The organism is Gordonia sp. UCD-TK1 (assembly GCF_001691435.1).
In the GTDB taxonomy this organism is placed as follows: domain Bacteria; phylum Actinomycetota; class Actinomycetes; order Mycobacteriales; family Mycobacteriaceae; genus Gordonia; species Gordonia hongkongensis.
On the sequence record NZ_LZMP01000011.1, the window covers coordinates 61,599 to 81,407 of the forward strand.

Below are 19,809 nucleotides of genomic sequence, written 5' to 3' on the forward strand. Positions count from 1 at the left end.
ACGCCGTCAGTGGTCGCGGCGCCGGGAGCGGTGGACCTGGTCGAGTTCCCGCTCGACCTCCGATTTCGACAGCGAGGCACCGGTTTTGGCCGATAACGTGAGCGGGATCTGCGCATCGACGTGGAACGCGGTGACGTGCAGGACGCCGTCGAAGGCCATCTCGAAGGTCACCGACACCTCGCTGCCCTCGTCGTATCCGGGTGGGATGTCGGTGATCGCACCTTCGATGAGGACCTTGGCGTCCTCCGGTCTCGGGGAAGCCGACTGCCCCTGCTGTTCCAGCACGACCAGCTCGATGCGGGACTGGTCGCGTCGCATGGTCCCGAACGACCGTCGCACCCGGATCGGGAGCGTCGAATTCCGCTGGACCAGCCAGCTGGCCTCGAGTTCGCCGTTGTGGCCGTTGACCGCCAGGACCCCGAAACCGCGGGAGACCACCGTGTCCACGACGACCTCGAGCATGCGGCGGACACTGCTGACGGGCAGCGCGAACGCGTGGGCGACCCGGGTGCAGGACTCGTCGAGGTCGGCCGGTGCGACGCCGTCGAGACCGCGGTCCTCGCGCAGGCGTCCGCGGGTGGTGAGGTCGGCGCGGACGAGTCGTTCGATCTCCAGCTTCTCGCCGTAGATCGCTGCCCCGCGGGCGACGGCGAGGTCGGGGTCGTTCAGTTCCGGTGTCGTGCCCAGTGCGGCGGCGAGTTCCCGCGCGACCATCGGCATCCGCGACGAACCGCCGACCAGCAGGACACGGTCGACGGCTGACACGCCTCGGCGTTCGGCGGCGGCCAGGCATGACCGGGTGAGTTCGACGGTCCGGGCCAGCAGCGGACGGGTGAGTTCCTCGAGTTCGGCCCGGGTGAGCGTGATGACCGACCGGGCGCCGTCGTGGGCGACGATGACCGAGGTCGAATCCGACTCGGTCAGTTCGTGTTTGGCGCGCTCAGCGGCGAGGATGAGCGACTGCGAGCCGGCCGAGTCGTCGAGCGGGTCCTCGGCGTCGGGGTGTTCGGCGCAGAACGTGCGCGAGAGGTGCAGCGCCAACCGCTCATCCCAGTCGGCACCGCCGAGCTGGTGATCGCCGTCGACGGCGAGCACGGTGATCCGGCGGTCGGCGAGTTCGATGACCGTCGCATCGAAGGTCCCGCCGCCGAGGTCGTAGACCAGGACCGTCTCGTCGGGTGTGCCCTTGGCCAGCGGGTCGGTCAGGCGGCTGAAGCCGTAGGACAGAGCGGCGGCGATCGGCTCGGACAGGACCCCCGCGACCTCGAGGCCGGCATAGGTGCCGGCCTGGATCGTCGCGCGCCGCTCCTCGTCGCCGAAGTAGGCGGGCACCGTGATCACGGCCCGCTCGACCTGCTCGCCGGCGAACGCGGCGTCGGAGATCAGCGACTTGAGGATGAGTGCCGAGATCGCCGGCGCCGACCACGTCTGGCCGTGCGCGACGAAACGCCACTGGGCATCGCCCATCCGCCGCTTCACCAGGCTGCAGACGTTCTCCGGGTCGAGCCTGGCCTGCCGGCGGGCCCCTTCGCCGACGACGTGATCCGTCGGCGACGTCAGCAACACCGTCGACGGGGTGGTCGGTGCGCCGGTCAGTCCGACGATCACCTCCGGGCGGCCGTCGGCGTCGATCTTCGCCATCGCCGAGTTGGTGGTTCCGAGGTCGAACCCGATTACGCCCACGATCGGGGATGCTAGCAGCGCAGACGGTCTCGCCGGTCCCGGACGATCGGCCTGTGGAGTTGATTACGCTGGCGGAATGACGTCTCCGGAGGGCTCTGCGCCTGGGCGAACCGACGGGCTCGCGGAGCTGGGCGAGCAGGTGTCCGACCTCGCCCTCATGGTTGCGCGGCAGACCAGGACGATCGAGCGGCTCGTCGACGCCGCCAGATCCCCGGCCGCCGCGGCCGGCGTGGACACCGCCCTGCTGGTCGACCTCTTCGCGCTCCACACCGACGCGGCGACGTGCGCGGTCTCGGCGTCGGAAGCCGACCGGCCGGCGTTCGAGCTGCTGCGCGCCGGACTGGAACGCCTCATCGTCGGCCGCGGGGGAGCGGTCGTCGCACCGCCGGCCGGGACCGACTTCGATGCCCGCACCATGGAGGCGGTCGACGTCCATCCGACCGACGACACCTCCGCGGACCGCACCGTCGCCGAGCTGCTCCGTCCCGGGCTGGTCGTCGGCGAGCGCTCGGTCCGGCCGGCGGCAGTGGTGGTCTTCCGGAGCGGTCAGTCCTCGGGAGACAGCGTCCGCCAGAGGAACTCGTAGGCCAGGGCCGATTTGAACGCGGCCTGCTTGTTGTCCGCCGCGCCGCCGTGGCCGCCCTCGATGTTCTCGTAGTACTGCACGTCGTGACCGGTTTCCTCCAGGCGGGCAACGAGTTTGCGCGCGTGACCGGGGTGGACGCGATCGTCGCGGGTCGACGTCGTGACCAGGATGGGCGGGTAGGTCGCGTCCGCGTCGACGTTCTGATAGGGCGAGAACGGCTTCATGAACTCCCACTGTTCGGGGTCGTCGGGGTCGCCGTACTCGGCCATCCACGACGCCCCGGCCAGCAGGAGGTGGTAGCGCTTCATGTCGATGAGCGGGACCTGGCAGACCAGGGCGCCGAACAGCTCGGGATAGCGCGTCAGCATCACGCCCATGAGCAACCCGCCGTTGGACCCGCCCTGGGCGCCCAGCTGTGACGCAGTGGTGAGTCCGGTGTCGACGAGGGCACGCGCGACGGCGGCGAAATCCTCGTACACCCTGTGCCGCCCCGCTTTCTGCGCCTGGGTGTGCCACGACGGGCCGTATTCGCCGCCGCCCCGGATGTTGGCGATGACGTAGATCCCGCCGCGCTCGATCCAGCTCTGCCCGGCGATCGCGAGATAGCTCGGGGTGAGGGCATTCTCGAATCCGCCGTAGCCGTAGAGCAGCGTCGGTCCCTGGGACACGTCGCGCCGACGCACCACGAAGTACGGCACCTGCGTGCCGTCGTCGGACGTCGCGAAGTGCTGCTCGGCGGTCACGGCGTCGGAGTCGAAGAACGCGGGGCTGTGTTTGATGACCTCCGGAGCCCGGCCGCTCTGGCCGTGGAGCAGACTCGGCGGATCGGTGAACGACGTCGCCGACCAGAACACCTCGTCGCTCTCGTCGGGATCGGTGTCGAGGACCGAGACCGTGGCGAGGTCGGGCAGACCCGGCATGTCCACGGCCTGCCAGGTGCCGAGTTCGAGTACCTCGACCCGCGTGTGCACGTCGTGCAGCTTCACGATGATGAGATGCGAACGCGTGTAGGCGTAGTCGACGAGGCTCGTGTGCGCATCGGGCGCGAAGAGCACGGCCGCGTCGCGGTCGCCCGCCCGGTAGGCCTCGTAGTCGAAGGCCAGCAGTGTGCCCGGTGCGTGCGCGGTGCCGTCGATCTCCCACTCCGATCGCGTGAGCACCAGCAGCCAGTTCATCCGGACCCCGGCGTGCGCGTCGGTGGGCACGTCGAGCAACTCGGGGCGGCCGTCGCGCAGTTCGTAGTCGAGTGAGTTGAAGAAGTCGGTGGCGCGACCGACGAAGTGGCGTTCGAATCCCGGTGTGCTGTCGTAGCTCGCCCGCACTGACACGTCCCCGGTCTCGCCCGCGAAGACCGTCACGGCCTCCGACAGCGGGGTGCCGCGCGTCCAGCGCTTGACGATGCGGGGGTAACCGGAATCGGTCAGCGAGCTCAGCCCGTCCGGTTGCACGCCGAAATCCGTTCCGACATATACGGTGTCACGATCGATCCACCCGACGTCGGATTTGTTCTCCGCCAGCTTGAAGCCGTCGGCGACCCAGGTGCGCGACGGGATGTCGAACTCACGGACCACGGAGGCGTCGGCGCCGCCGCGCGAGAGGGAGATCAGCGCGCGCTCGTACTCGGGGCGCAGTACGGAGGCGCCGGCCCACACCCAGTTCTCGTCCTCGGCGCGTGCGAGTTCGTCGACGTCGATGAGGACATCCCAGTCGGGGGTGTCGGTCACGTAGGAGTCGTACGTCGTGCGACGCCAGAGGCCACGCGGGTTGGTCGCGTCGCGCCAGAAGTTGTACAGGTACTCCCCGCGGCGACGCGCGTAGGGGATGCGGTCGTCGGTGTCCAGGGCGGCAAGCGTTGCGGCCTCCAACTCGCGGAAGCGTTCCGACGACGTCAACGCCGCCACCGTGGGCTCGTTATGCGCGCGCACCCAGGACAGCGCGTCGTCGCCGGTGACGTCCTCCAGCCACAGGTACGGGTCGGTGTCGGACGTGGGGGCGTCGTAGCCGTGCTCGGTCATGGCGTCCAAACTACGCGGGCGGCCGTCGCGACCGTGCTCCGCGCAGGAGCGCTCACGGTGTCGGCCCCGGCAAAACGCCCACTACAGGTTGTCCGCGCGGGGTATCGTGACGCAGCGACGTCGAGGAGACCCCCATGGCCACTGCCCATTCCGTTCCCGCCCGCTGTCCCGGCCATGAACCCCCGCGGACGTCGAGATGGGCCCGCCTCTCGATGGCCACCTGTTCCGTCGTCGCCGTGGTCGCGCTCGTCGCGGCTTGCGACAGCGGGTCGTCGGGCACCGGGGCGCCGCCGTCTGCATCGGAGTCTCTGGAGAACCCGAATGCCGTCGCCGCCGAACCGCTGCCGGCCGATGCGGTCGACAAGGCGGTCGGGCAACTCGACGACCTGGTCAACTCGATGATGGAGTCGACCAAGATCCCGGGTGTGGCCGTGGCGGTCGTGTCCGGTGGGGAGACCAAGTACGCCAAGGGGTTCGGCGTCAAGGACATCACGACCGGTGAGGCCGTCGACCCGAACACCGTCTTCCAGCTGGCGTCGGTGTCGAAGTCGGTGGGATCGACGGTGGTCGCGGCCGCCGTCACCGACAAGACGGTGACGTGGGAGATGCCGATCGTGGAATCGCTGCCTTGGTTCGCGCTCGCCGAACCGTACGTCACGCGCACCGTGACCGTCGGCGACATGTATTCGCACCGATCCGGTCTGCCGGACCACGCGGGCGACAAACTGGAGGACATGGGGTACTCGCAGCAGGAGATCATGCAGCGCATGCGCTTCATGCCGCTCGACCCGTTCCGGATCAGCTACGCCTACACCAACTTCGGGGTGACGACCGGTGGCGAGGCGGTGGCGGTGAAGGCCGGGACGGACTGGGCGACGCTGTCGCAGGACCTCATCTACGGTCCGCTGGGCATGACCAGCACCAGCTCCCGCTACGTCGACTTCGAGCGCCGGGCCGACCGCGCGGTGGGGCACATCAAGGAAGACGACAAGTGGGTCAAGACCCCGATCCCGCGCGATCCCGATGCGCAGTCACCCGCCGGCGGTGTGAGCTCGAACGTCAACGACATGGCGACGTGGCTGAAGATGGTGCTGGCGCAGGGCAAGCACAACGGCCAGGAGGTCGTGGCCCCCGACGCGCTGCTCCCGGCCCTCTCACCGCAGATCGTGTCGAGCCCGCCCCAGACGCCCGACAACCGCGCCGGATCGTACGGCTACGGCTTCAACGTCGGGGTGACCGAGGACGCGCGGACGCAGTTCAACCATGCCGGCGCGTTCGCGTCGGGCGCCGGCACGGTGTTCTCGATCCTGCCGTCGGCCGACACCGCAATCGTCGTCCTGTCCAACGCCGCGCCCCTCGGTGCGGTGGACTCGATCGCCGCCGAGTTCATGGATCTCGTGCAGTTCGGCGAGATCCGCAACGACTGGCGCGACCTCTACGCCAAGGCGTATGCGCCCCTGAGCGTGCCGAGCGGCGAACTCGTCGGCAAGGAACCGCCGTCGAATCCCGCACCGTCGCAACCACTGCCGTCGTATGTGGGTACCTACGCCAACGCGGTGTACGGACCGGCGGAGATCGTCGAACGCGACGGGAAGCTCGTCCTGGAGATGGGGCCGGGCGGAGTCCGCAAACACGAACTCGCTCACTGGGACGGCAACACGTTCACGTTCGATCTGCTCAACGAGAACGCCGAACCGGGCTCGATCTCGCAGGTCACGTTCGACGGCCCGCGTATGACGATCGAGTACTACGACGACGAGGAGAGCAACGGCGAGTTCATCCGGCGCTGACGGTCAGCGGCCCGTCCGGCCGTCGACGCCCTCGCGGATGATGTCGAGATGGCCGGCGTGACGGGCGGTCTCCTCGATCATGTGGGTCAACGCCCACCGCATCGACGGGGAGGAGCGACGTCCGCTCGCCCTGGGCGCCGCCTCGGCGAGATCGGTGTAGGCGTCGATGACCTCGCCGGCCTCGGACACCGCGCGGCGGTACGCCGCCTGCACCGACGCCACGGTCTCGTCGTCGGGGCAGGTGAACGTCGCCTGCCAGTCGTCCGCGTCCTCGCCCAGGAAGAAGAACCGTTCGACGAACGTCAGGTGGCGGACCACCCCCAACAGGCTGGTGCCCGACGGCACCGCGGCCGCACGCGCGTCGACCTCGGAGACGCCGTCGAGTTTGGCCACCGCGGAGGCGCGCAGATAGTCGAGGAAACCGACCAGCACCTCCTTCTCCGAACCGCCGGTCGCCGGTGGCGGGGTGTCCTTGCGACGGCGGGGAGGCATGGCCCCCACCCTAATGCTGTGCGGCCACCGGGTCGGGGACCTCGCCGGTCCGGACCGGGCATCGGGTGTGGGAGTAGATCGTCGGCATGCAGAGATTGCAGTGGACGCATTTCGACGTCGTCGACGGGTCGGCGGCGAGGCGTAGCGGTAGGTCGGGTTCACGCAGGAGCGCGCGCCCCATCGCCATGAAATCGAAGCCCTCGGCGAGCGCGAGATCCATCGAGGCGCGATCGGTGACGCCGCCCAGGAGGATGAGCGGCAGATCGACGGCCTTACGGAGTTCGCGCGCGAGAGGCAGCAGATAGGCGTCGTGATAGCGGTAGTGCTTCAGGAAGACCGGTGCGAAGGCCTTCAGTCCGTACTTCATGGCACCGGAGAACGCATCGGCGAACTCCTTACGGGGTGCCTCGCCGTGAAAGAGGTACATCGGGTTGAGCAGTGAACTCCCCGCGGTGGGTTCGATGGCGTCGAGGTGGCCGTCGGATTCCAGTAGCTGTGCCACCTCGCATGCCTCGTCGACGTTGAAGCCACTCAGCCTCGCCCGGCCCCGGGCCCGCGCCGCGGGCGAGCGCTCGAGGTCGACCCGGCCGACGCCGTCGAAGAGGTTGAGCTTCACCCAGATCGCAGCCTCGTCCCCGACCTCGTCGCGCACGCTCTCGACCACCTCACGGGCGAGGCGGGCGCGGTTGACGAGGCTCCCGCCGTAGGCGTCACGACGCCGGTTCAACAGCGGGGACAGAAAGCTGGAGATGAGATAGTTGTGGCCGCAGTGGATCTCGAGTCCGTCGAAGCCGGAGTCCACCGCGAGCCGTGCAGCCCGGCGGAACGTGGTCCGCAGGTCGGCGATGTCGTCGACACCGATCGCACGGGTCACCGACATCCCCATCGGCGCGGGTATCCGTGACGGTCCCAGGGAGGCGGCCCGGTTCGACGCCGAGTTCGCGACCGCGCCCGCGTGTCCGAGTTGGGCCGCCGCGAGCGCACCCTCGGCGTGGATGGCGTCGGTGAGTCTCCGCAACCCGGGAACCGCCTCGGGGCGCATCCAGATCTGGTGGCGGTCGGTGCGGCCCTCGGGCGAGATCGCGCAGTAGGCGACGGTACTCATGGCCACCCCGCCGGCGGCGACCTCGCGATGGAACTCGATGAGTTCGTCGGTCACCAGGGCGTCGGGCGTCATCCCTTCGAAGGTGGCGCATTTGATCAGCCGGTTCCGCAGGTGTAGCGGTCCCAGCCGGGCGGGGCTGAACGGTCCGGTGGTGGGGCTGTCCACAACGGGTCCTCTCACTCGTGTCTCACATGGCGGGTGCGGTCAATCCGGCGGTGACGAAGCCGGCCAGGGCCGTCACCGCGGCGGCGCTCAAGGTCTCCGTGCCGCCGAACCGCAGGAGGATCAGCTGGAAGGCGAGTGCCCAGCGTCGGCGCGCCTCGCTCGCGGTCAGGCCGGGGACGGCCTCGGCGAGCATGCCGGCGAACGGATCGAGATCGAACCAGCGCGATGTCCAGTTCGCGGTGGGATGGGCGAACACGAATCGTGCGAGCAGCCGTAGGTGCAGGTGTCCGGTCGGGTCGGACTGCAGGTCGACGAAGGGGGCCACCACGACGTCGACGACATGCGCGATCGGTGTACCGGCCGGGTCGAGGGAGGCGAGCGGGTCGGCCCACAGCGGACCCAGGCGAGACTCCAGCAGCGCGATCGTGAGGTCGTCCTTGGTGCCGAAGTGATAGTGCACCGCCGCCGGGTTCGCCTCGGCGGCCGCGCAGATCGCCCGGACGGACACCTTGTCGTATCCGTCGGCGAGGAAGAGACGTTCGGCGACGGCCAGCAGGGCGTCGCGGGTGGGCAGCGACGTCGAATCGCGGCGCTCACGACCGCGTCCGGTGCGCGTGGTCTGGGTCACACGTCGAGGAAAGCACAGTTCAGTCGATGTTTCAATCAATGATTGAATACGCAGGTTGCTACCGGCGAGTAGTGGGACACTCTGCGGCGACGGTCGGGCGCGACGTAGGCTAACAGTCGTGGCTGAACACTTTCAAACAGTTGTATTGGGTGCAGGTCCAGGTGGGTACGTAGCCGCGATCCGGTCGGCTCAACTGGGCATGAAAACCGCCGTCATCGAGGAGAAGTACTGGGGCGGTGTGTGTCTGAACGTCGGATGTATCCCGTCCAAGGCTCTGCTGCGCAATGCGGAGCTCGCACACATCTTCAACCATCAGGCCAAGACCTTCGGCATGAGTGGGGACGTGTCCTTCGACTTCGGCGCGGCATTCGACCGCAGCCGCAAGGTCTCGGACGGCATCGTCAAGGGCGTCCACTACCTGATGAAGAAGAACAAGATCACCGAGATCGACGGATACGGGGTGTTCACCGACGCCAAGACCATCAAGGTGGGCGACCGGGAGATCACGTTCGACAACGTCATCATCGACACCGGGTCGACCGTCAAGCTGCTCCCCGGCGTCGAACTGTCGGAGAACGTGGTCACCTACGAAGAGCAGATCCTGACCCGTGAGCTGCCCGAGTCCATCGTCATCGTCGGTGCGGGCGCCATCGGCATGGAGTTCGGTTACGTCATGGCCAACTACGGCGTCGACGTCACGATCGTCGAGTTCCTCGACCGCGTGCTCCCCAACGAGGACGCCGACTCCTCGAAGGCCCTCGCCAAGGAGTACAAGAAGCTCGGCATCAAGCTGCTGACCTCCACCCGGGTCCAGAAGGTCACCGACAACGGCGACAGCGTCACCGTCGCCTACACCGACGCCAAGGACAAAGAGGGTGAGCTCACCGTCGACAAGGTCCTCATGTCCGTCGGATTCGCCCCGCGCGTCGAGGGCTTCGGCCTCGACAAGACCGGTGTCGAACTCACCGATCGCGGCGCCATCGCGATCGACGACTACATGCGCACCAACGTCGACGGCATCTACGCCATCGGCGACGTCACCGCCAAACTGCAGCTCGCGCACGTCGCCGAGGCCCAGGGCGTGGTGGCCGCCGAGACCATCGCCGGCGTCGAGACCATGACCCTCGGTGACTACCGGTTCATGCCGCGTGCCACCTTCTGTCAGCCGCAGGTCGCATCGTTCGGTCTCACCGAGGCGCAGGCCAAGGACGAGGGCTACAACGTCAAGGCGACCACGTTCCCGTTCTCGGCCAACGGCAAGGCCCAGGGGCTCGGCGAGACCGCGGGCTTCGCCAAGCTCGTCACCAATGCCGACACCGACGAACTGCTCGGCGGACACCTGGTGGGCGACAACGTCTCCGAGATGCTCCCGGAGATGACGCTGGCCCACAAGTGGGACCTCACGGCCAAGGAGCTGGCGCGGAACGTGCACACGCACCCGACCATGTCGGAAGCACTGCAGGAGACGTTCCACGGCGCTCTCGGGCACATGATCAACCTGTAGACGTGTGAGTGCAGACGAGCGGGTCCGGGAGTGGACGCTCCCGTGGCCGCTCGACCTGCGGGCCACGGTCGGCCTGCACCGGCGCGGTGCGGGCGACCCGGCGTTCGTCTACGCCAGGGACGGTTCGGTCTGGCGGGCGGTGCACACCCCCGACGGGCCGGGCACCCTGACGGTCGCCGTGCGGTCCGGCGTCGTCGTCGGTCGCGCATGGGGTCCCGGCGCGGACTGGTTGCTCGACCAGATGCCGGATTTCCTCGGTGCGCGAGACGATCCCGACGCCCTCGTCCCCCGCGATCCCGTTGTGCGAGAACTGGTGCGCCGCGCCGAGGGCCTGCGACTCTCCCGCACCGACCGGGTCTGGGAGGCGCTCGTCCCGGCGATCCTGGAACAGAAGGTCGTCGGCGCGGAGGCGTTCCGTGCCTGGCGATATCTGTTGCGCCGCTTCGGCTCTCCCGCGCCCGGACCGGTCCCGGAGACCATGCGTGTACCGCCCGCCCGGCAGGACTGGGTGCGCATCCCGAGCTGGGAGTGGCACCGCAGCGGCATCGAACCGGTCCGCATGCGGACCATTCGCGGCGCCACCACCATCGACGTCGAACGTCACGCGCGAAAACTGACGGTGTTGCGGGGCGTCGGACAGTGGACCGAGGCCGAGACGCTGTCGCGGTCGCTCGGCGACCCCGACGTGGTCAACGTCGGCGATTACCACATCCCGAAACTGGTGGGACTCACGTTGGTCGGCGAGGCCGTCGACGACGCGGGCATGCTCGAACTGCTCGAACCCTATGCGGGGCAACGTCAACGAATCATCAGGCTGGTCGCGCGACGGGGCGTCCGGCCCGAACGACGCGGCCCGCGGATGACGGTCCGCGACTACCGGGAGTTCTGACGCCTCGGGCCGCCTACGACGCCGTCTTGCGTGCCAGCACGAACTGCCCCTGACCGGTGATCGTCTGCTCGACGTCGTCCAGGCCCGCGCGTCGGAGGCGTTCGACGATCTCGTGGTCGTCGAAGATCCGGTACCCGCTCGCCCCGGCGAGCGGCCGGACGCCCGGGAACGAGGTGAGCGGCGTCGTCACCGAGGTGAAGACCACGATCTCGCCACCCGGTGCGGTCACCCGCACCAGCTCGTCGACGACCGGTAGCGGGTCGGGGATCAGATAGAGCGCCGCCAGGCAGGTCACCACGTCGAAGGTGTTGTCGGCGAACGGCAATGCGTGGGCATCACCCCGCAGGAACGCGGCCCGCCCCACCGCGTTGGTCTGCGCGGCCCGCGCCAGCATGGGCGCGGAAAAGTCGATGCCGATGCAGCGACCGTCGCCGGTGAGTCCGTCGGCGATCTCGCGTGTGTAATTGCCGGGGCCGCAGGCGACATCGAGGACCAACCGGTCACCGGGGCGGGCGAGGTAGGCGCGTAGTGCGCGGTCGAAGTCGGCGGTGGAACGGCCGCCGAGGCTGAAGAGCCGGGTGAAGGTCGGCCGCCAGAGATGCTCGTAGATCTCGGCGAAGTACTCGTTGCGCATCAGGCGCTGCGCGATCGACTCCATCTCAGGACCGGGTGTCGCGCTGGACGCGCAGCGTGTGGATGGTGGTCGCGAGGCTGTCGTATTGACCGACGAGCAGGGTGAACCCGATGAGTTTGCGCTCGTCGAGGTGCCGGGACAGCGCCTGCCATGCGATGTCGGAGACGTCCTTGGTCTCGACGAGTTCGTCGACGGCCCGCAGGATCGCCCGTTCACGATCACCCCACCCGGCGTCGGGACCCGCCAGGATCCGGTCGAACTCGTCGGCGGTGATCCCGGCGCGTCGTCCGAGGCGCCGGTGATGGTCGAGTTCGTAGTCGCAATGTCGCAGGTGGGCCACCCGGATGATCACCATCTCGGAGTCCTTGCGCGACAACACGCCGAATGGCATGAGGCGACTGCTGAAGTGGAGCCAGCCGCGGAACAACCCCTTCGCGCGCCCGAGGGTGGAGAAGATGTGCGCGTCGTCGACACCCATGACGCGTGCGGCCCCCCGCGCGAAGACGAAATTGACCGGCCCGAGCTCCCGGAAACCACCCGGTGCAACGCGAGGTGTGCCCATGGGCCCACGGTAGACTACGCGGACTATGACGCACACCACACGGACGTTCACCAGTGTCGACGAACTGAAGGCCGCGATCGGCGAGGACCTCGGCTCGGGCGAGTGGCTCGAGATCACCCAGGAACGGGTCGACGCCTTCGCCGATGCGACCGGCGATCACCAGTGGATTCACGTCGACCCCGAGCGTGCGAAGTCCGGTCCGTTCGGGACGACCATCGCCCACGGGTACCTGACGGTGTCGCTGCTGCCGATGATCGCGGGGAAGATCTTCACCGTCGAGGGCCCCAAGCTGGTCCTGAACTACGGCATGAATAAGCTGCGCTTCCCGAACCCGGTGAAGGTCGGCGCCCGCATCCGCTCGAACGCGGTGATCACCTCGGTCGAGGAGACCCCCAAGGGCGTGAACATGGTCGTCACCAACACCGTCGAGATCGAGGGCGAGGCGAAGCCCGCGTGCGTCGCCGAGAACCTTCGCGTCCTCGTCTTCTGACCAGGGCGGCTCCTCGACGCTCAGCGGCGGCACTCGTCGACGGCCGGTTCGCCGCGTAGCCGGCGGTCGAGCCAGTCGAGGGCGACGGGGAGGCCGAGCAGCGCCGCGCTGACGTGTTCACCGAAGACCTCGCGGTAGGCCATGACCGCACCGAGGGCGCACTGTTCGCGGTAGAGGGCGCGGGCACCGGCCGCGTGTATCCACCACTCGTGGGTCCCGTGGTAGATCAGCAGCGGGATCACCGAGGCGCGGTCGGCCATCGCGGTCAGCCGATAGATCCGCTCGGCGGTCGGCGACCGGAACGGGTCGGGATCACTCGAGAGCAACTGCATCGGCAGGAAGGTGCCACCGGCCACCGCCTCGGGGATCACGCACACGTTCTTCAACGGCGACGACGCGAGCCAACGCGCGGGCCGGTTCGCGAGGGCCAGGATCTCCGGGCGCTCGCGCGCGATGCCGACGGTGGCCGCGTGGAACAGGCCGGTCGCGAGGTTCGCGTTCATGCTCCCGACCAGCATGCGGAAGTCGGCCGGGACACCGCCGAGAGCCGCGCCGACGATGCGGTCGGTGAGCTCGCTTGCGTACTCGCCCAGTAGTTTCGCCGCACCGTGGGTGGCGATGGCACCGCCCGAGTACCCGGTCATGGCGATCCGACTGCGGCGCAACAATTCCGGGCGCACGTGGAGGGCCGCGCGGACGGCGTCGAGGATCACGTGCCCGGCGAGTACCGGCTCCGCGTAGGCCATCCGGGGTCCCTGGTGGTCGGGCACGAGCACCGCATAGCCCTCGTGCAGCGCCAGCTGGGTCGTCGGCGGGATCAGGTCGGTGACGCCCGTCGCGATGGAAAACCCGTGCGCGAGTGTGTATCCGGGTGTGCAGGCGGCACCGAGTGAGTCGATCGGCAGGTTGTTCACGAGCATCGGCGTCGGTGCCCTGGCCGTTCGACGCGGGACCAGCAGGGTCGCGGTGCCGAAGATCGGCGCCCCGACGGCATCGGTGCTGCGGAACTCGATCAGCGTCGCCGATCGGAGCGGTACCGTCACCACCGGCCCGGCGGCGGCGGTGACGTCGCGGGTGGCGATCACGTCTCCCGGGGCGCGTGAATCCAGGTCGGCCGGCCACCGGTCGAACATCGGGTCACCTGTCGGGGACGGCAGGATAGATTCGCGCAATTCGAGTGCGCGGTGGTCGAATCCGTCGGCCCGCGCACGAGGCGGGATCGTGCGAAGCCGAGGAATGGGCGGCGGTGGCACCGCGCGGTCGATGGCGCCTGCGACGGGCGGCGGCAGCGGCATCATGTTCGGCGGGTCCGCGGCCGATGGCCCGGCGGACAGCGAGCCGACGGCGGCCACCAGCAGCACGGCGACCACCAGCACGGTGGCCGTCCACACCGCCCGGCATCGAAGCGCGTGCCGGGTTCTCGTCATGGCGGTGCCTCCGCGTCGAAGAGCGCTTCGTCGGTGACCTTAGGACAGTAGACCCGGCGCGGACCTCCGTTGCGCATCGATGGTCGCCGCACCGAGACGCAACCGTGATGTGCGGCGCGATAGGCGGTTTCGCGTGTCACCCGACCGGACTACATGGGTGCCGCCATGGATGGTCGCTCCCGCGCAGGCCGTCGTCACCGACTAGCATTGGCGGAGGTCATCGCGGTTCGAGTCGTCAGAGGTGCTGCCGGGGGGCGGGCGACTCGACGATGGCCGAGGTGAGACGGGAGGTTGGCGATGCCGACCAGGGGTGTTCTTCGACGATCGGTCCGACGCGCAGCGGTCGCGGTGACGGCGACGTGTGCCGCCGTGGCGCTCCTCGCGGGCCCGACCGAGACGAGTGGTCCCGCCGACGCCGAGCCGCCCAATCTCACCGCGGTCCCGCCACAGTTGCCGGCGGACGTCGACGGCCTGATCCCGGCGCCGCCGGTCGCGAAGCTGTCGCGCATCCCGGAACGGTCCCAGATTCCCGGCGCCTCCCGTGAACTGCAAGAACTGCGCGAGGCGATCATGCCGTCGCCCAGTGGCGACCGGTTCTTCGACCACTGGCCGGCCGGTCTGGCCGCGCGGACACCCGGTGAGGTCCTGACCACGCGGTCGGTGACCCGGGTGGCGCAGCCCCTGGTCTTCGTCCCGCTGCGATCGGCGCGGCAGGTCAAGTTCCGGACGACCGACGCCAACGGCGCCCCGATGTTCGGCACGGCCACCCTGCTGGTGCCGGCCAAGGCCTGGACCGGGCGGGGAGACCGCCCCGTCCTGGTCAACAACTCGCCGATCGTCGCGCTGGGCACCAAGTGCACGACGGGCTTCACCTACGCGCACGGTTTCACCAACAACACGAACGAGACCGATCTCATCCCGCCGTTCACCCAGCTCGCGTTGGACCGGGGTTATGCGGTGCTCGTGCCCGACCACACCGGGCCCCGGATGGCCTACGCCGAGCCGTATGTCGCGGGCCACGTGATCCTCGACTCGTTGCGCGCGGCCGGCGCTCTCGACCCGGCGAACTTCGCCCGCGGACCGGTCGCCATGGTCGGCTACTCCGGCGGGGCGATCGCCACCCACGGCGCGGCCAAGCTGGCCGCGAAGTATGCGCCCGACATCGCCGGGCGGTTCGTGGGGGCGGCCATCGGCGGGGTGCCCGCCGACTACCGGACACTCGCCGGCGCCATGAACGCGAACCTCGCGTCCGGGGTCTTCCACGCCGCGATGCTCGGCGTCGCCCGGGAACGGCCCGAGGTCCTCCAGATGTCGAACCATCTGGCGAGATGGCTTGCGACGTCGGAGATCCGCAACATCTGCACCGATGACATGGGCAACCTCGGGATCGCTCACCTGCCGACGCAGCTCCTGTCGACCGACCCCGATCCGTTCCACTCCGCGATCGCCGAGGAGCTCTTCGAGGTCACGTCCATGTCGGATCTGAAGGCGTCGATGCCATTGCTGATCTACCACGGGCGCTACGAGTGGTGGGTTCCCGCAACCCAGGCACGGGCGCTCGCCGCCCAGCAGTGCGATCTCGGTGCGACGGTGACGTATCGGGAGTACGAGGCCGAGCACGTCACGGCGGCTGCGGTCGGGTTCCCGGACACCGCGACCTGGCTCGACSAACGTCTGCGCGGACTGCCCGCACCGAACGGGTGTCGTCGTTAACGGTTCTCGGTGAGGCTCATGTACGGCGAGACGCTGCTGGTGTGTTCGTCGATGCGGAGTGACGCTCCGACTGCGGGGAATGCGCGCTGGGCGCAGTTGGTCCGCTCACACACCCGGCAGCCGGCGCCGATCGGGGTCACATGCGCCTGCGGTCCGATCTCCAGACCGTCGGAATAGATCACCCGCGCGGCATGGCGCAGTTCGCATCCCATGCCGATCGCGAAGGTCTTGCCCGGTTGTCCGTAGCGGGTGGCGCGGCGTTCGACGGTGCGCGCAACCCAGAAGTAGTTCCGGCCGTCGGGCATCTCGGCGATCTGGGTGATGATCTTGCCGGGATAGGCGAACGTCTCGTAGACGTTCCACAGCGGACAGGTGCCGCCACTGGACGAGAAGTGGAATCCGGTGGCGGACTGTCGTTTCGACATGTTCCCGGCCCGGTCCACGCGCACGAACGACCAGGGGATGCCCCGCAGGTTGGGCCGCTGCAGCGTCGAGAGGCGGTGGCAGATCGTCTCGTAGGAGACGGCGTAGAAGGCCGAGAGGCGTTCGATGTCGTACCGGAAATCCTCTGCGGCGCCGTGGAATTGGCTGTAGGGAAGGACGACTGCGGCGGCGAAGTAGTTCGCCAGACCGAGTAGTCCCAGCGCCCGGGCGTCCTCACCGCTGAAGTTCGCCTCGTCGACGAGTTTGTCCAGGAGATCCTGGTACTCGAGATAGCAGAGCTCGCTGGCGAGTTTGAAAGTCCGCTGACCTGCCGAGAGCGACGCGGAGAACTCCAGACGCCGGGCCTCGCGGTCGAACCGGTGCAGGGTGTAGTCCCCGAGGTCGACGCGGCGCACGATGCTGATGCCGTGGACGCTCTCGATGCGGTTCATGATCTCGCGCCGGATGTCGGCGGAGTGCATCCGCATCCGGGTCGTCATCTCCTCGGCAACGACATCGAGCTCGTGAATGTAGTTGCGGCGCTGGTAGAAATAGTCCCGCACCTCCTCGTGCGGCGCGCTGATGGTGCCGCGCATGCTGCGGTCGCCCCGCTCGTCGGTCGCCGCCGCGAGCTGATCGGTGGCGACCCGGTAGCGGCGGTGCAGGTTCACCATCGCCTGGGCCATCTCGGGATGCGACGCGACCATCGCGCTGAGCCCTTGGGCGTCGAGCGCGCCGGGGGAGGCCTCCAGGTCGTCGTCGAGCAGCGCCTCACGCAGCTCGGCGACCAGCCGGACATCGTCCTGGCTGTCGAAGAACCCGGCGTCGACACCGAAGGCCTCGGTGATCTTGGACAGCACCGACGCGGTCAGCGGACGGGCATCGTGTTCGATCTGGTTCAGGTACGACGCCGAGATCGACAGGGTCTGTGCGAGCGCAACCTGCGACAGGCCGCGCTCGGAACGCAACTGGCGCAACCGCGAGCCCACGTAGGTCCTGCTCATCGTCCACCTCCCGGACAGGTGCTGCCGCGTCGCGCGTCGTTCCCAGGGTACGGTGACCGCGTGCTACCCCTCCTCGGCCGACGCCGCCCGCCGGCAGCGCTGGCCGCGTCGGTCGTGGCAGTGGCGCTCGGCCTCGCGGGGTGCGCGGGCGACCCGGGGGAGACGACGGCTCCCCGCGGTCCCGCCGATCTCGTGCTGTCCGAAGCCCAGCTGCCGCCGGGGTACACCTCCGCCCCGCTGTCGGTGGTGGATCTCGTCGCCGGGAACCGGGCCGCCATCGACGCCTCCCGATCGGTGCGCGTCACGCCCGAGTACTGCCGGCCCACCTCCGACGCCGCGCTCAACGACCAGCTGACCGCCGACAACTCGGCGGTGCTGGCCGCCCGTGACGGCGCGACGGGCACCCTCGTCGAACTGGTCACCACCGCATCGCGCGACATCGACGCCGACCGGCTCACCACGACCGGCCGCTGCTCTCGGACCACGACGGAGATCACCACCGGCAACCTGGCGGGCAGTCGGGTGCTCACGGTGTACACCGAACTGCCCCAGCCGGAGATCGACGGCGGGTTGCTGCCAGGGGAGCAGATGCTGCTCACGCGATCTGACGTCACGACGACCCTGCCCGATGGCGGTGTCCGGCGGCAGATCGGGTTCGCCGGGTACGCCGTGCTCGACCGGCCGGCATCCGGGCCGGTGACGATGCAGCTGACGGTGTCGGGTGCGACCACCCGTGCGAGCGATCCGCCGGCCATCCCGGTGGAGCCGATCGAACCGTCGGTGTTCGCGGATCTCTTCGAGACCGCCGTCGAGCGCGTCACCACACCCTGACGGCCGCCGTCCGCTGTCCGCGGACCGTGCCGCACTGGTGTGATGGACATCACTTTCGGGTATCCGGCCGTCGAGGTCGGGGTCCGAGGGCCTCCGAGACCACGGATCGGCTCGACTACTCGTGAGTAGAAAATCCCAGTACGGACGTACTTTTTGGCGGAAGTAGACCCTGCGTTCACAGAACTATATTTGCAAACTTTGCAAACAGGTGGCGAAAAATAACCCATATTTACACGCTTCGAGGGTTGGACCTGCGGGTTTGTGTTGTGGCACCCTTGCTGCAGGCACCACCGATACCAAGTCGACGGGTTCGCAAACTTCGGCCGAGACTGACGCCGATCGCGATCACACACCCCAGACGAGGACATCGGCTGTCTGTCAGCAGAGAGGTTCCGGCGGCGCGCCGGGCCGTCGCCCCGATCCGGTCCCCGGTCGGGACGAGCAGGACAACGAAAGCGAAGCAGCCAATGAGCAACGTCGGAAAGCCCCGTACCGCCGCGGAGATCCAGCAGGACTGGGACACCAACCCGCGCTGGAAGGGCATCAAGCGCGATTACACCGCCGAGCAGGTCGCCGAGCTCCAGGGCTCGGTCGTCGAGGAGCACACCCTCGCCCGCCGCGGCGCCGAGATCCTGTGGGACGGCGTGACCAAGGGTGACGGCAGCTACATCAACGCCCTGGGCGCTCTCACCGGTAACCAGGCCGTGCAGCAGGTCCGCGCCGGCCTGAAGGCCGTGTACCTCTCGGGTTGGCAGGTCGCCGGTGACGCGAACCTGTCCGGCCACACCTACCCCGACCAGTCGCTCTACCCGGCCAACTCGGTCCCGAGCGTCGTGCGTCGCATCAACAACGCGCTGCTGCGTGCCGACGAGATCGCCCGCGTCGAGGGTGACAACTCGGTCGACAACTGGGTCGTGCCGATCGTGGCCGACGGTGAGGCCGGCTTCGGCGGCGCCCTCAACGTCTACGAACTGCAGAAGGCCATGATCGCCGCGGGTGCCGCCGGTACCCACTGGGAGGATCAGCTCGCGTCGGAGAAGAAGTGCGGCCACCTCGGTGGCAAGGTGCTCATCCCGACCCAGCAGCACGTCCGCACCCTGAACTCGGCTCGTCTCGCCGCCGACGTCGCCGGTGTCCCCACCGTCGTGATCGCCCGCACCGATGCCGAGGCCGCGACGCTGATCACCTCCGACGTCGACGACCGCGACAAGCAGTTCGTCACCGGTGAGCGCACCGCCGAGGGCTACTACCACGTGAAGAACGGCATCGAGCCGTGCATCGAGCGTGCGAAGTCCTACGCGCCCTACGCCGACATGATCTGGATGGAGACCGGTACCCCGGATCTCGAGCTGGCCCGCAAGTTCGCCGAGGCCGTCAAGGCCGAGTACCCCGACCAGCTGCTGTCCTACAACTGCAGCCCGTCGTTCAACTGGAGCAAGCACCTCGACGACAGCACCATCGCGAAGTTCCAGAACGAGCTGGGCGCCATGGGCTTCACCTTCCAGTTCATCACGCTGGCCGGCTTCCACTCGCTGAACTACGGCATGTTCGACCTGGCCTACGGCTACGCCCGCGAGCAGATGTCGGCGTTCGTCGACCTGCAGAACCGCGAGTTCAAGGCTGCCGAGGAGCGCGGCTTCACCGCCGTCAAGCACCAGCGTGAGGTCGGCGCCGGCTACTTCGACAACATCGCCACCACCGTCGACCCCAACACCTCGACCGCTGCTCTCAAGGGCTCGACCGAGGAAGGCCAGTTCCACTAGGAACTCGCCCCCCTTCGTGATCTAGGCGAACCAGGCAGGCGGTCCGCGGCTTTCGCTGCGGGCCGCCTGTTGGCGTATCCCGGGCTCGGCGCGTGCCCGGTGGGT

Annotated in this window: 17 protein-coding genes; 8 read left to right on the forward strand and 9 right to left on the reverse strand. The window is 68.6% G+C overall.

Annotation, left to right across the window (positions count from 1 at the left end):
* Positions 1 to 6 precede the first annotated feature (6 nt).
* Positions 7 to 1,683 carry an Hsp70 family protein gene (locus tag A9310_RS08165; protein WP_083207302.1) on the reverse strand — a complete coding sequence of 559 codons (1,677 nt, stop codon included), beginning with the start codon at positions 1,681 to 1,683 and terminating at the stop codon, positions 7 to 9.
* A 76-nt stretch (positions 1,684 to 1,759) separates the two neighbouring features.
* Here A9310_RS08165 and grpE point away from each other — a divergent pair, with 76 nt between their 5' ends.
* Complete coding sequence (grpE, locus tag A9310_RS08170; protein ID WP_065630140.1) at positions 1,760 to 2,269, forward strand: nucleotide exchange factor GrpE; 510 nt, start codon at positions 1,760 to 1,762, stop codon at positions 2,267 to 2,269.
* Here grpE and A9310_RS08175 read toward each other — a convergent pair.
* Entirely contained in the window at positions 2,230 to 4,284 is a 2,055-nt protein-coding gene (locus tag A9310_RS08175) for a prolyl oligopeptidase family protein (protein ID WP_065630141.1), read from the reverse strand. The two genes, grpE and A9310_RS08175, sit on opposite strands and share 40 nt — an antisense overlap.
* Positions 4,285 to 4,496: 212 nt before the next feature.
* Here A9310_RS08175 and A9310_RS08180 point away from each other — a divergent pair, with 212 nt between their 5' ends.
* On the forward strand, positions 4,497 to 6,074 hold the full coding sequence (locus A9310_RS08180) for a serine hydrolase (RefSeq protein WP_065630142.1): 1,578 nt from the start codon (positions 4,497 to 4,499) through the stop codon (positions 6,072 to 6,074).
* Between the two features lie 3 nt (positions 6,075 to 6,077).
* Here A9310_RS08180 and A9310_RS08185 read toward each other — a convergent pair whose 3' ends face one another.
* The 3 genes from A9310_RS08185 to A9310_RS08195 are packed head-to-tail and all read right to left on the reverse strand — an operon-like array spanning position 6,078 to position 8,464.
* Positions 6,078 to 6,566: a DinB family protein gene (locus A9310_RS08185; protein WP_058251289.1), complete on the reverse strand. Its 489-nt coding sequence runs from the start codon at positions 6,564 to 6,566 to the stop codon at positions 6,078 to 6,080.
* Between the two features lie 10 nt (positions 6,567 to 6,576).
* On the reverse strand, positions 6,577 to 7,836 hold the full coding sequence (locus A9310_RS08190) for an NADH:flavin oxidoreductase (protein WP_065630143.1): 1,260 nt from the start codon (positions 7,834 to 7,836) through the stop codon (positions 6,577 to 6,579).
* 22 nt (positions 7,837 to 7,858) lie between these two features.
* The gene (locus tag A9310_RS08195) at positions 7,859 to 8,464 is read right to left on the reverse strand and encodes a TetR/AcrR family transcriptional regulator (RefSeq protein ID WP_065630144.1); all 606 of its coding nucleotides are present in this window, start codon (positions 8,462 to 8,464) and stop codon (positions 7,859 to 7,861) included.
* Positions 8,465 to 8,582: 118 nt separating this feature from the next.
* On the opposite strand from A9310_RS08195, the gene lpdA reads away from it, so the two are divergent.
* Positions 8,583 to 9,968 (forward strand): dihydrolipoyl dehydrogenase, encoded by a 1,386-nt coding sequence (gene lpdA, locus A9310_RS08200; protein ID WP_065630145.1) that lies wholly within the window; start codon positions 8,583 to 8,585, stop codon positions 9,966 to 9,968.
* Between the two features lie 4 nt (positions 9,969 to 9,972).
* Positions 9,973 to 10,857, forward strand: coding sequence for a DNA-3-methyladenine glycosylase (locus A9310_RS08205; RefSeq protein WP_065630146.1), 885 nt, complete (start codon positions 9,973 to 9,975; stop codon positions 10,855 to 10,857).
* Positions 10,858 to 10,870: 13 nt separating this feature from the next.
* Here A9310_RS08205 and A9310_RS08210 read toward each other — a convergent pair whose 3' ends face one another.
* Positions 10,871 to 11,515, reverse strand: a complete 645-nt coding sequence (locus A9310_RS08210; RefSeq protein WP_065630147.1) for a class I SAM-dependent methyltransferase — start codon at positions 11,513 to 11,515, stop codon at positions 10,871 to 10,873.
* Position 11,516: 1 nt separating this feature from the next.
* Positions 11,517 to 12,053 carry a carboxymuconolactone decarboxylase family protein gene (locus tag A9310_RS08215; protein ID WP_058251283.1) on the reverse strand — a complete coding sequence of 179 codons (537 nt, stop codon included), beginning with the start codon at positions 12,051 to 12,053 and terminating at the stop codon, positions 11,517 to 11,519.
* Positions 12,054 to 12,078: 25 nt separating this feature from the next.
* Here A9310_RS08215 and A9310_RS08220 point away from each other — a divergent pair, with 25 nt between their 5' ends.
* A complete protein-coding gene (locus A9310_RS08220) occupies positions 12,079 to 12,543 on the forward strand; it encodes a MaoC family dehydratase (RefSeq protein WP_065630148.1) in 465 nt (154 codons plus the stop codon).
* Positions 12,544 to 12,563: 20 nt separating this feature from the next.
* On the opposite strand, the gene A9310_RS08225 is transcribed toward A9310_RS08220, so the two are convergent.
* Complete coding sequence (locus tag A9310_RS08225; protein WP_083207303.1) at positions 12,564 to 13,970, reverse strand: lipase family protein; 1,407 nt, start codon at positions 13,968 to 13,970, stop codon at positions 12,564 to 12,566.
* A gap of 297 nt (positions 13,971 to 14,267) precedes the next feature.
* Here A9310_RS08225 and A9310_RS08230 point away from each other — a divergent pair, with 297 nt between their 5' ends.
* Entirely contained in the window at positions 14,268 to 15,683 is a 1,416-nt protein-coding gene (locus A9310_RS08230; protein ID WP_083207304.1) for a lipase family protein, read from the forward strand.
* Here the strand turns inward: A9310_RS08230 and ramB are convergent.
* On the reverse strand, positions 15,680 to 17,110 hold the full coding sequence (gene ramB / locus A9310_RS08235; protein ID WP_065630150.1) for an acetate metabolism transcriptional regulator RamB: 1,431 nt from the start codon (positions 17,108 to 17,110) through the stop codon (positions 15,680 to 15,682). The two genes, A9310_RS08230 and ramB, sit on opposite strands and share 4 nt — an antisense overlap.
* A gap of 60 nt (positions 17,111 to 17,170) precedes the next feature.
* Here ramB and A9310_RS08240 point away from each other — a divergent pair, with 60 nt between their 5' ends.
* Positions 17,171 to 17,941 (forward strand): hypothetical protein, encoded by a 771-nt coding sequence (locus A9310_RS08240; protein ID WP_065630172.1) that lies wholly within the window; start codon positions 17,171 to 17,173, stop codon positions 17,939 to 17,941.
* Between the two features lie 467 nt (positions 17,942 to 18,408).
* Positions 18,409 to 19,704 carry an isocitrate lyase gene (gene aceA, locus A9310_RS08245; RefSeq protein WP_058251280.1) on the forward strand — a complete coding sequence of 432 codons (1,296 nt, stop codon included), beginning with the start codon at positions 18,409 to 18,411 and terminating at the stop codon, positions 19,702 to 19,704.
* Positions 19,705 to 19,809 lie beyond the last annotated feature (105 nt).

What these genes read in the sequence shown, in the direction of transcription:
- grpE (WP_065630140.1), top strand. Translation starts at nt 1,760, where the DNA reads ATGACGTCTCCGGAGGGCTCTGCGCCTGGGCGAACCGACGGGCTCGCG.
- A9310_RS08175 (WP_065630141.1), bottom strand. Translation starts at nt 4,284, where the DNA reads ATGACCGAGCACGGCTACGACGCCCCCACGTCCGACACCGACCCGTAC.
- A9310_RS08180 (WP_065630142.1), top strand. Translation starts at nt 4,497, where the DNA reads ATGGCCACCTGTTCCGTCGTCGCCGTGGTCGCGCTCGTCGCGGCTTGC.
- A9310_RS08185 (WP_058251289.1), bottom strand. Translation starts at nt 6,566, where the DNA reads ATGCCTCCCCGCCGTCGCAAGGACACCCCGCCACCGGCGACCGGCGGT.
- A9310_RS08210 (WP_065630147.1), bottom strand. Translation starts at nt 11,515, where the DNA reads ATGGAGTCGATCGCGCAGCGCCTGATGCGCAACGAGTACTTCGCCGAG.
- A9310_RS08215 (WP_058251283.1), bottom strand. Translation starts at nt 12,053, where the DNA reads ATGGGCACACCTCGCGTTGCACCGGGTGGTTTCCGGGAGCTCGGGCCG.
- A9310_RS08220 (WP_065630148.1), top strand. Translation starts at nt 12,079, where the DNA reads ATGACGCACACCACACGGACGTTCACCAGTGTCGACGAACTGAAGGCC.
- A9310_RS08225 (WP_083207303.1), bottom strand. Translation starts at nt 13,970, where the DNA reads ATGACGAGAACCCGGCACGCGCTTCGATGCCGGGCGGTGTGGACGGCC.
- ramB (WP_065630150.1), bottom strand. Translation starts at nt 17,110, where the DNA reads ATGAGCAGGACCTACGTGGGCTCGCGGTTGCGCCAGTTGCGTTCCGAG.
- aceA (WP_058251280.1), top strand. Translation starts at nt 18,409, where the DNA reads ATGAGCAACGTCGGAAAGCCCCGTACCGCCGCGGAGATCCAGCAGGAC.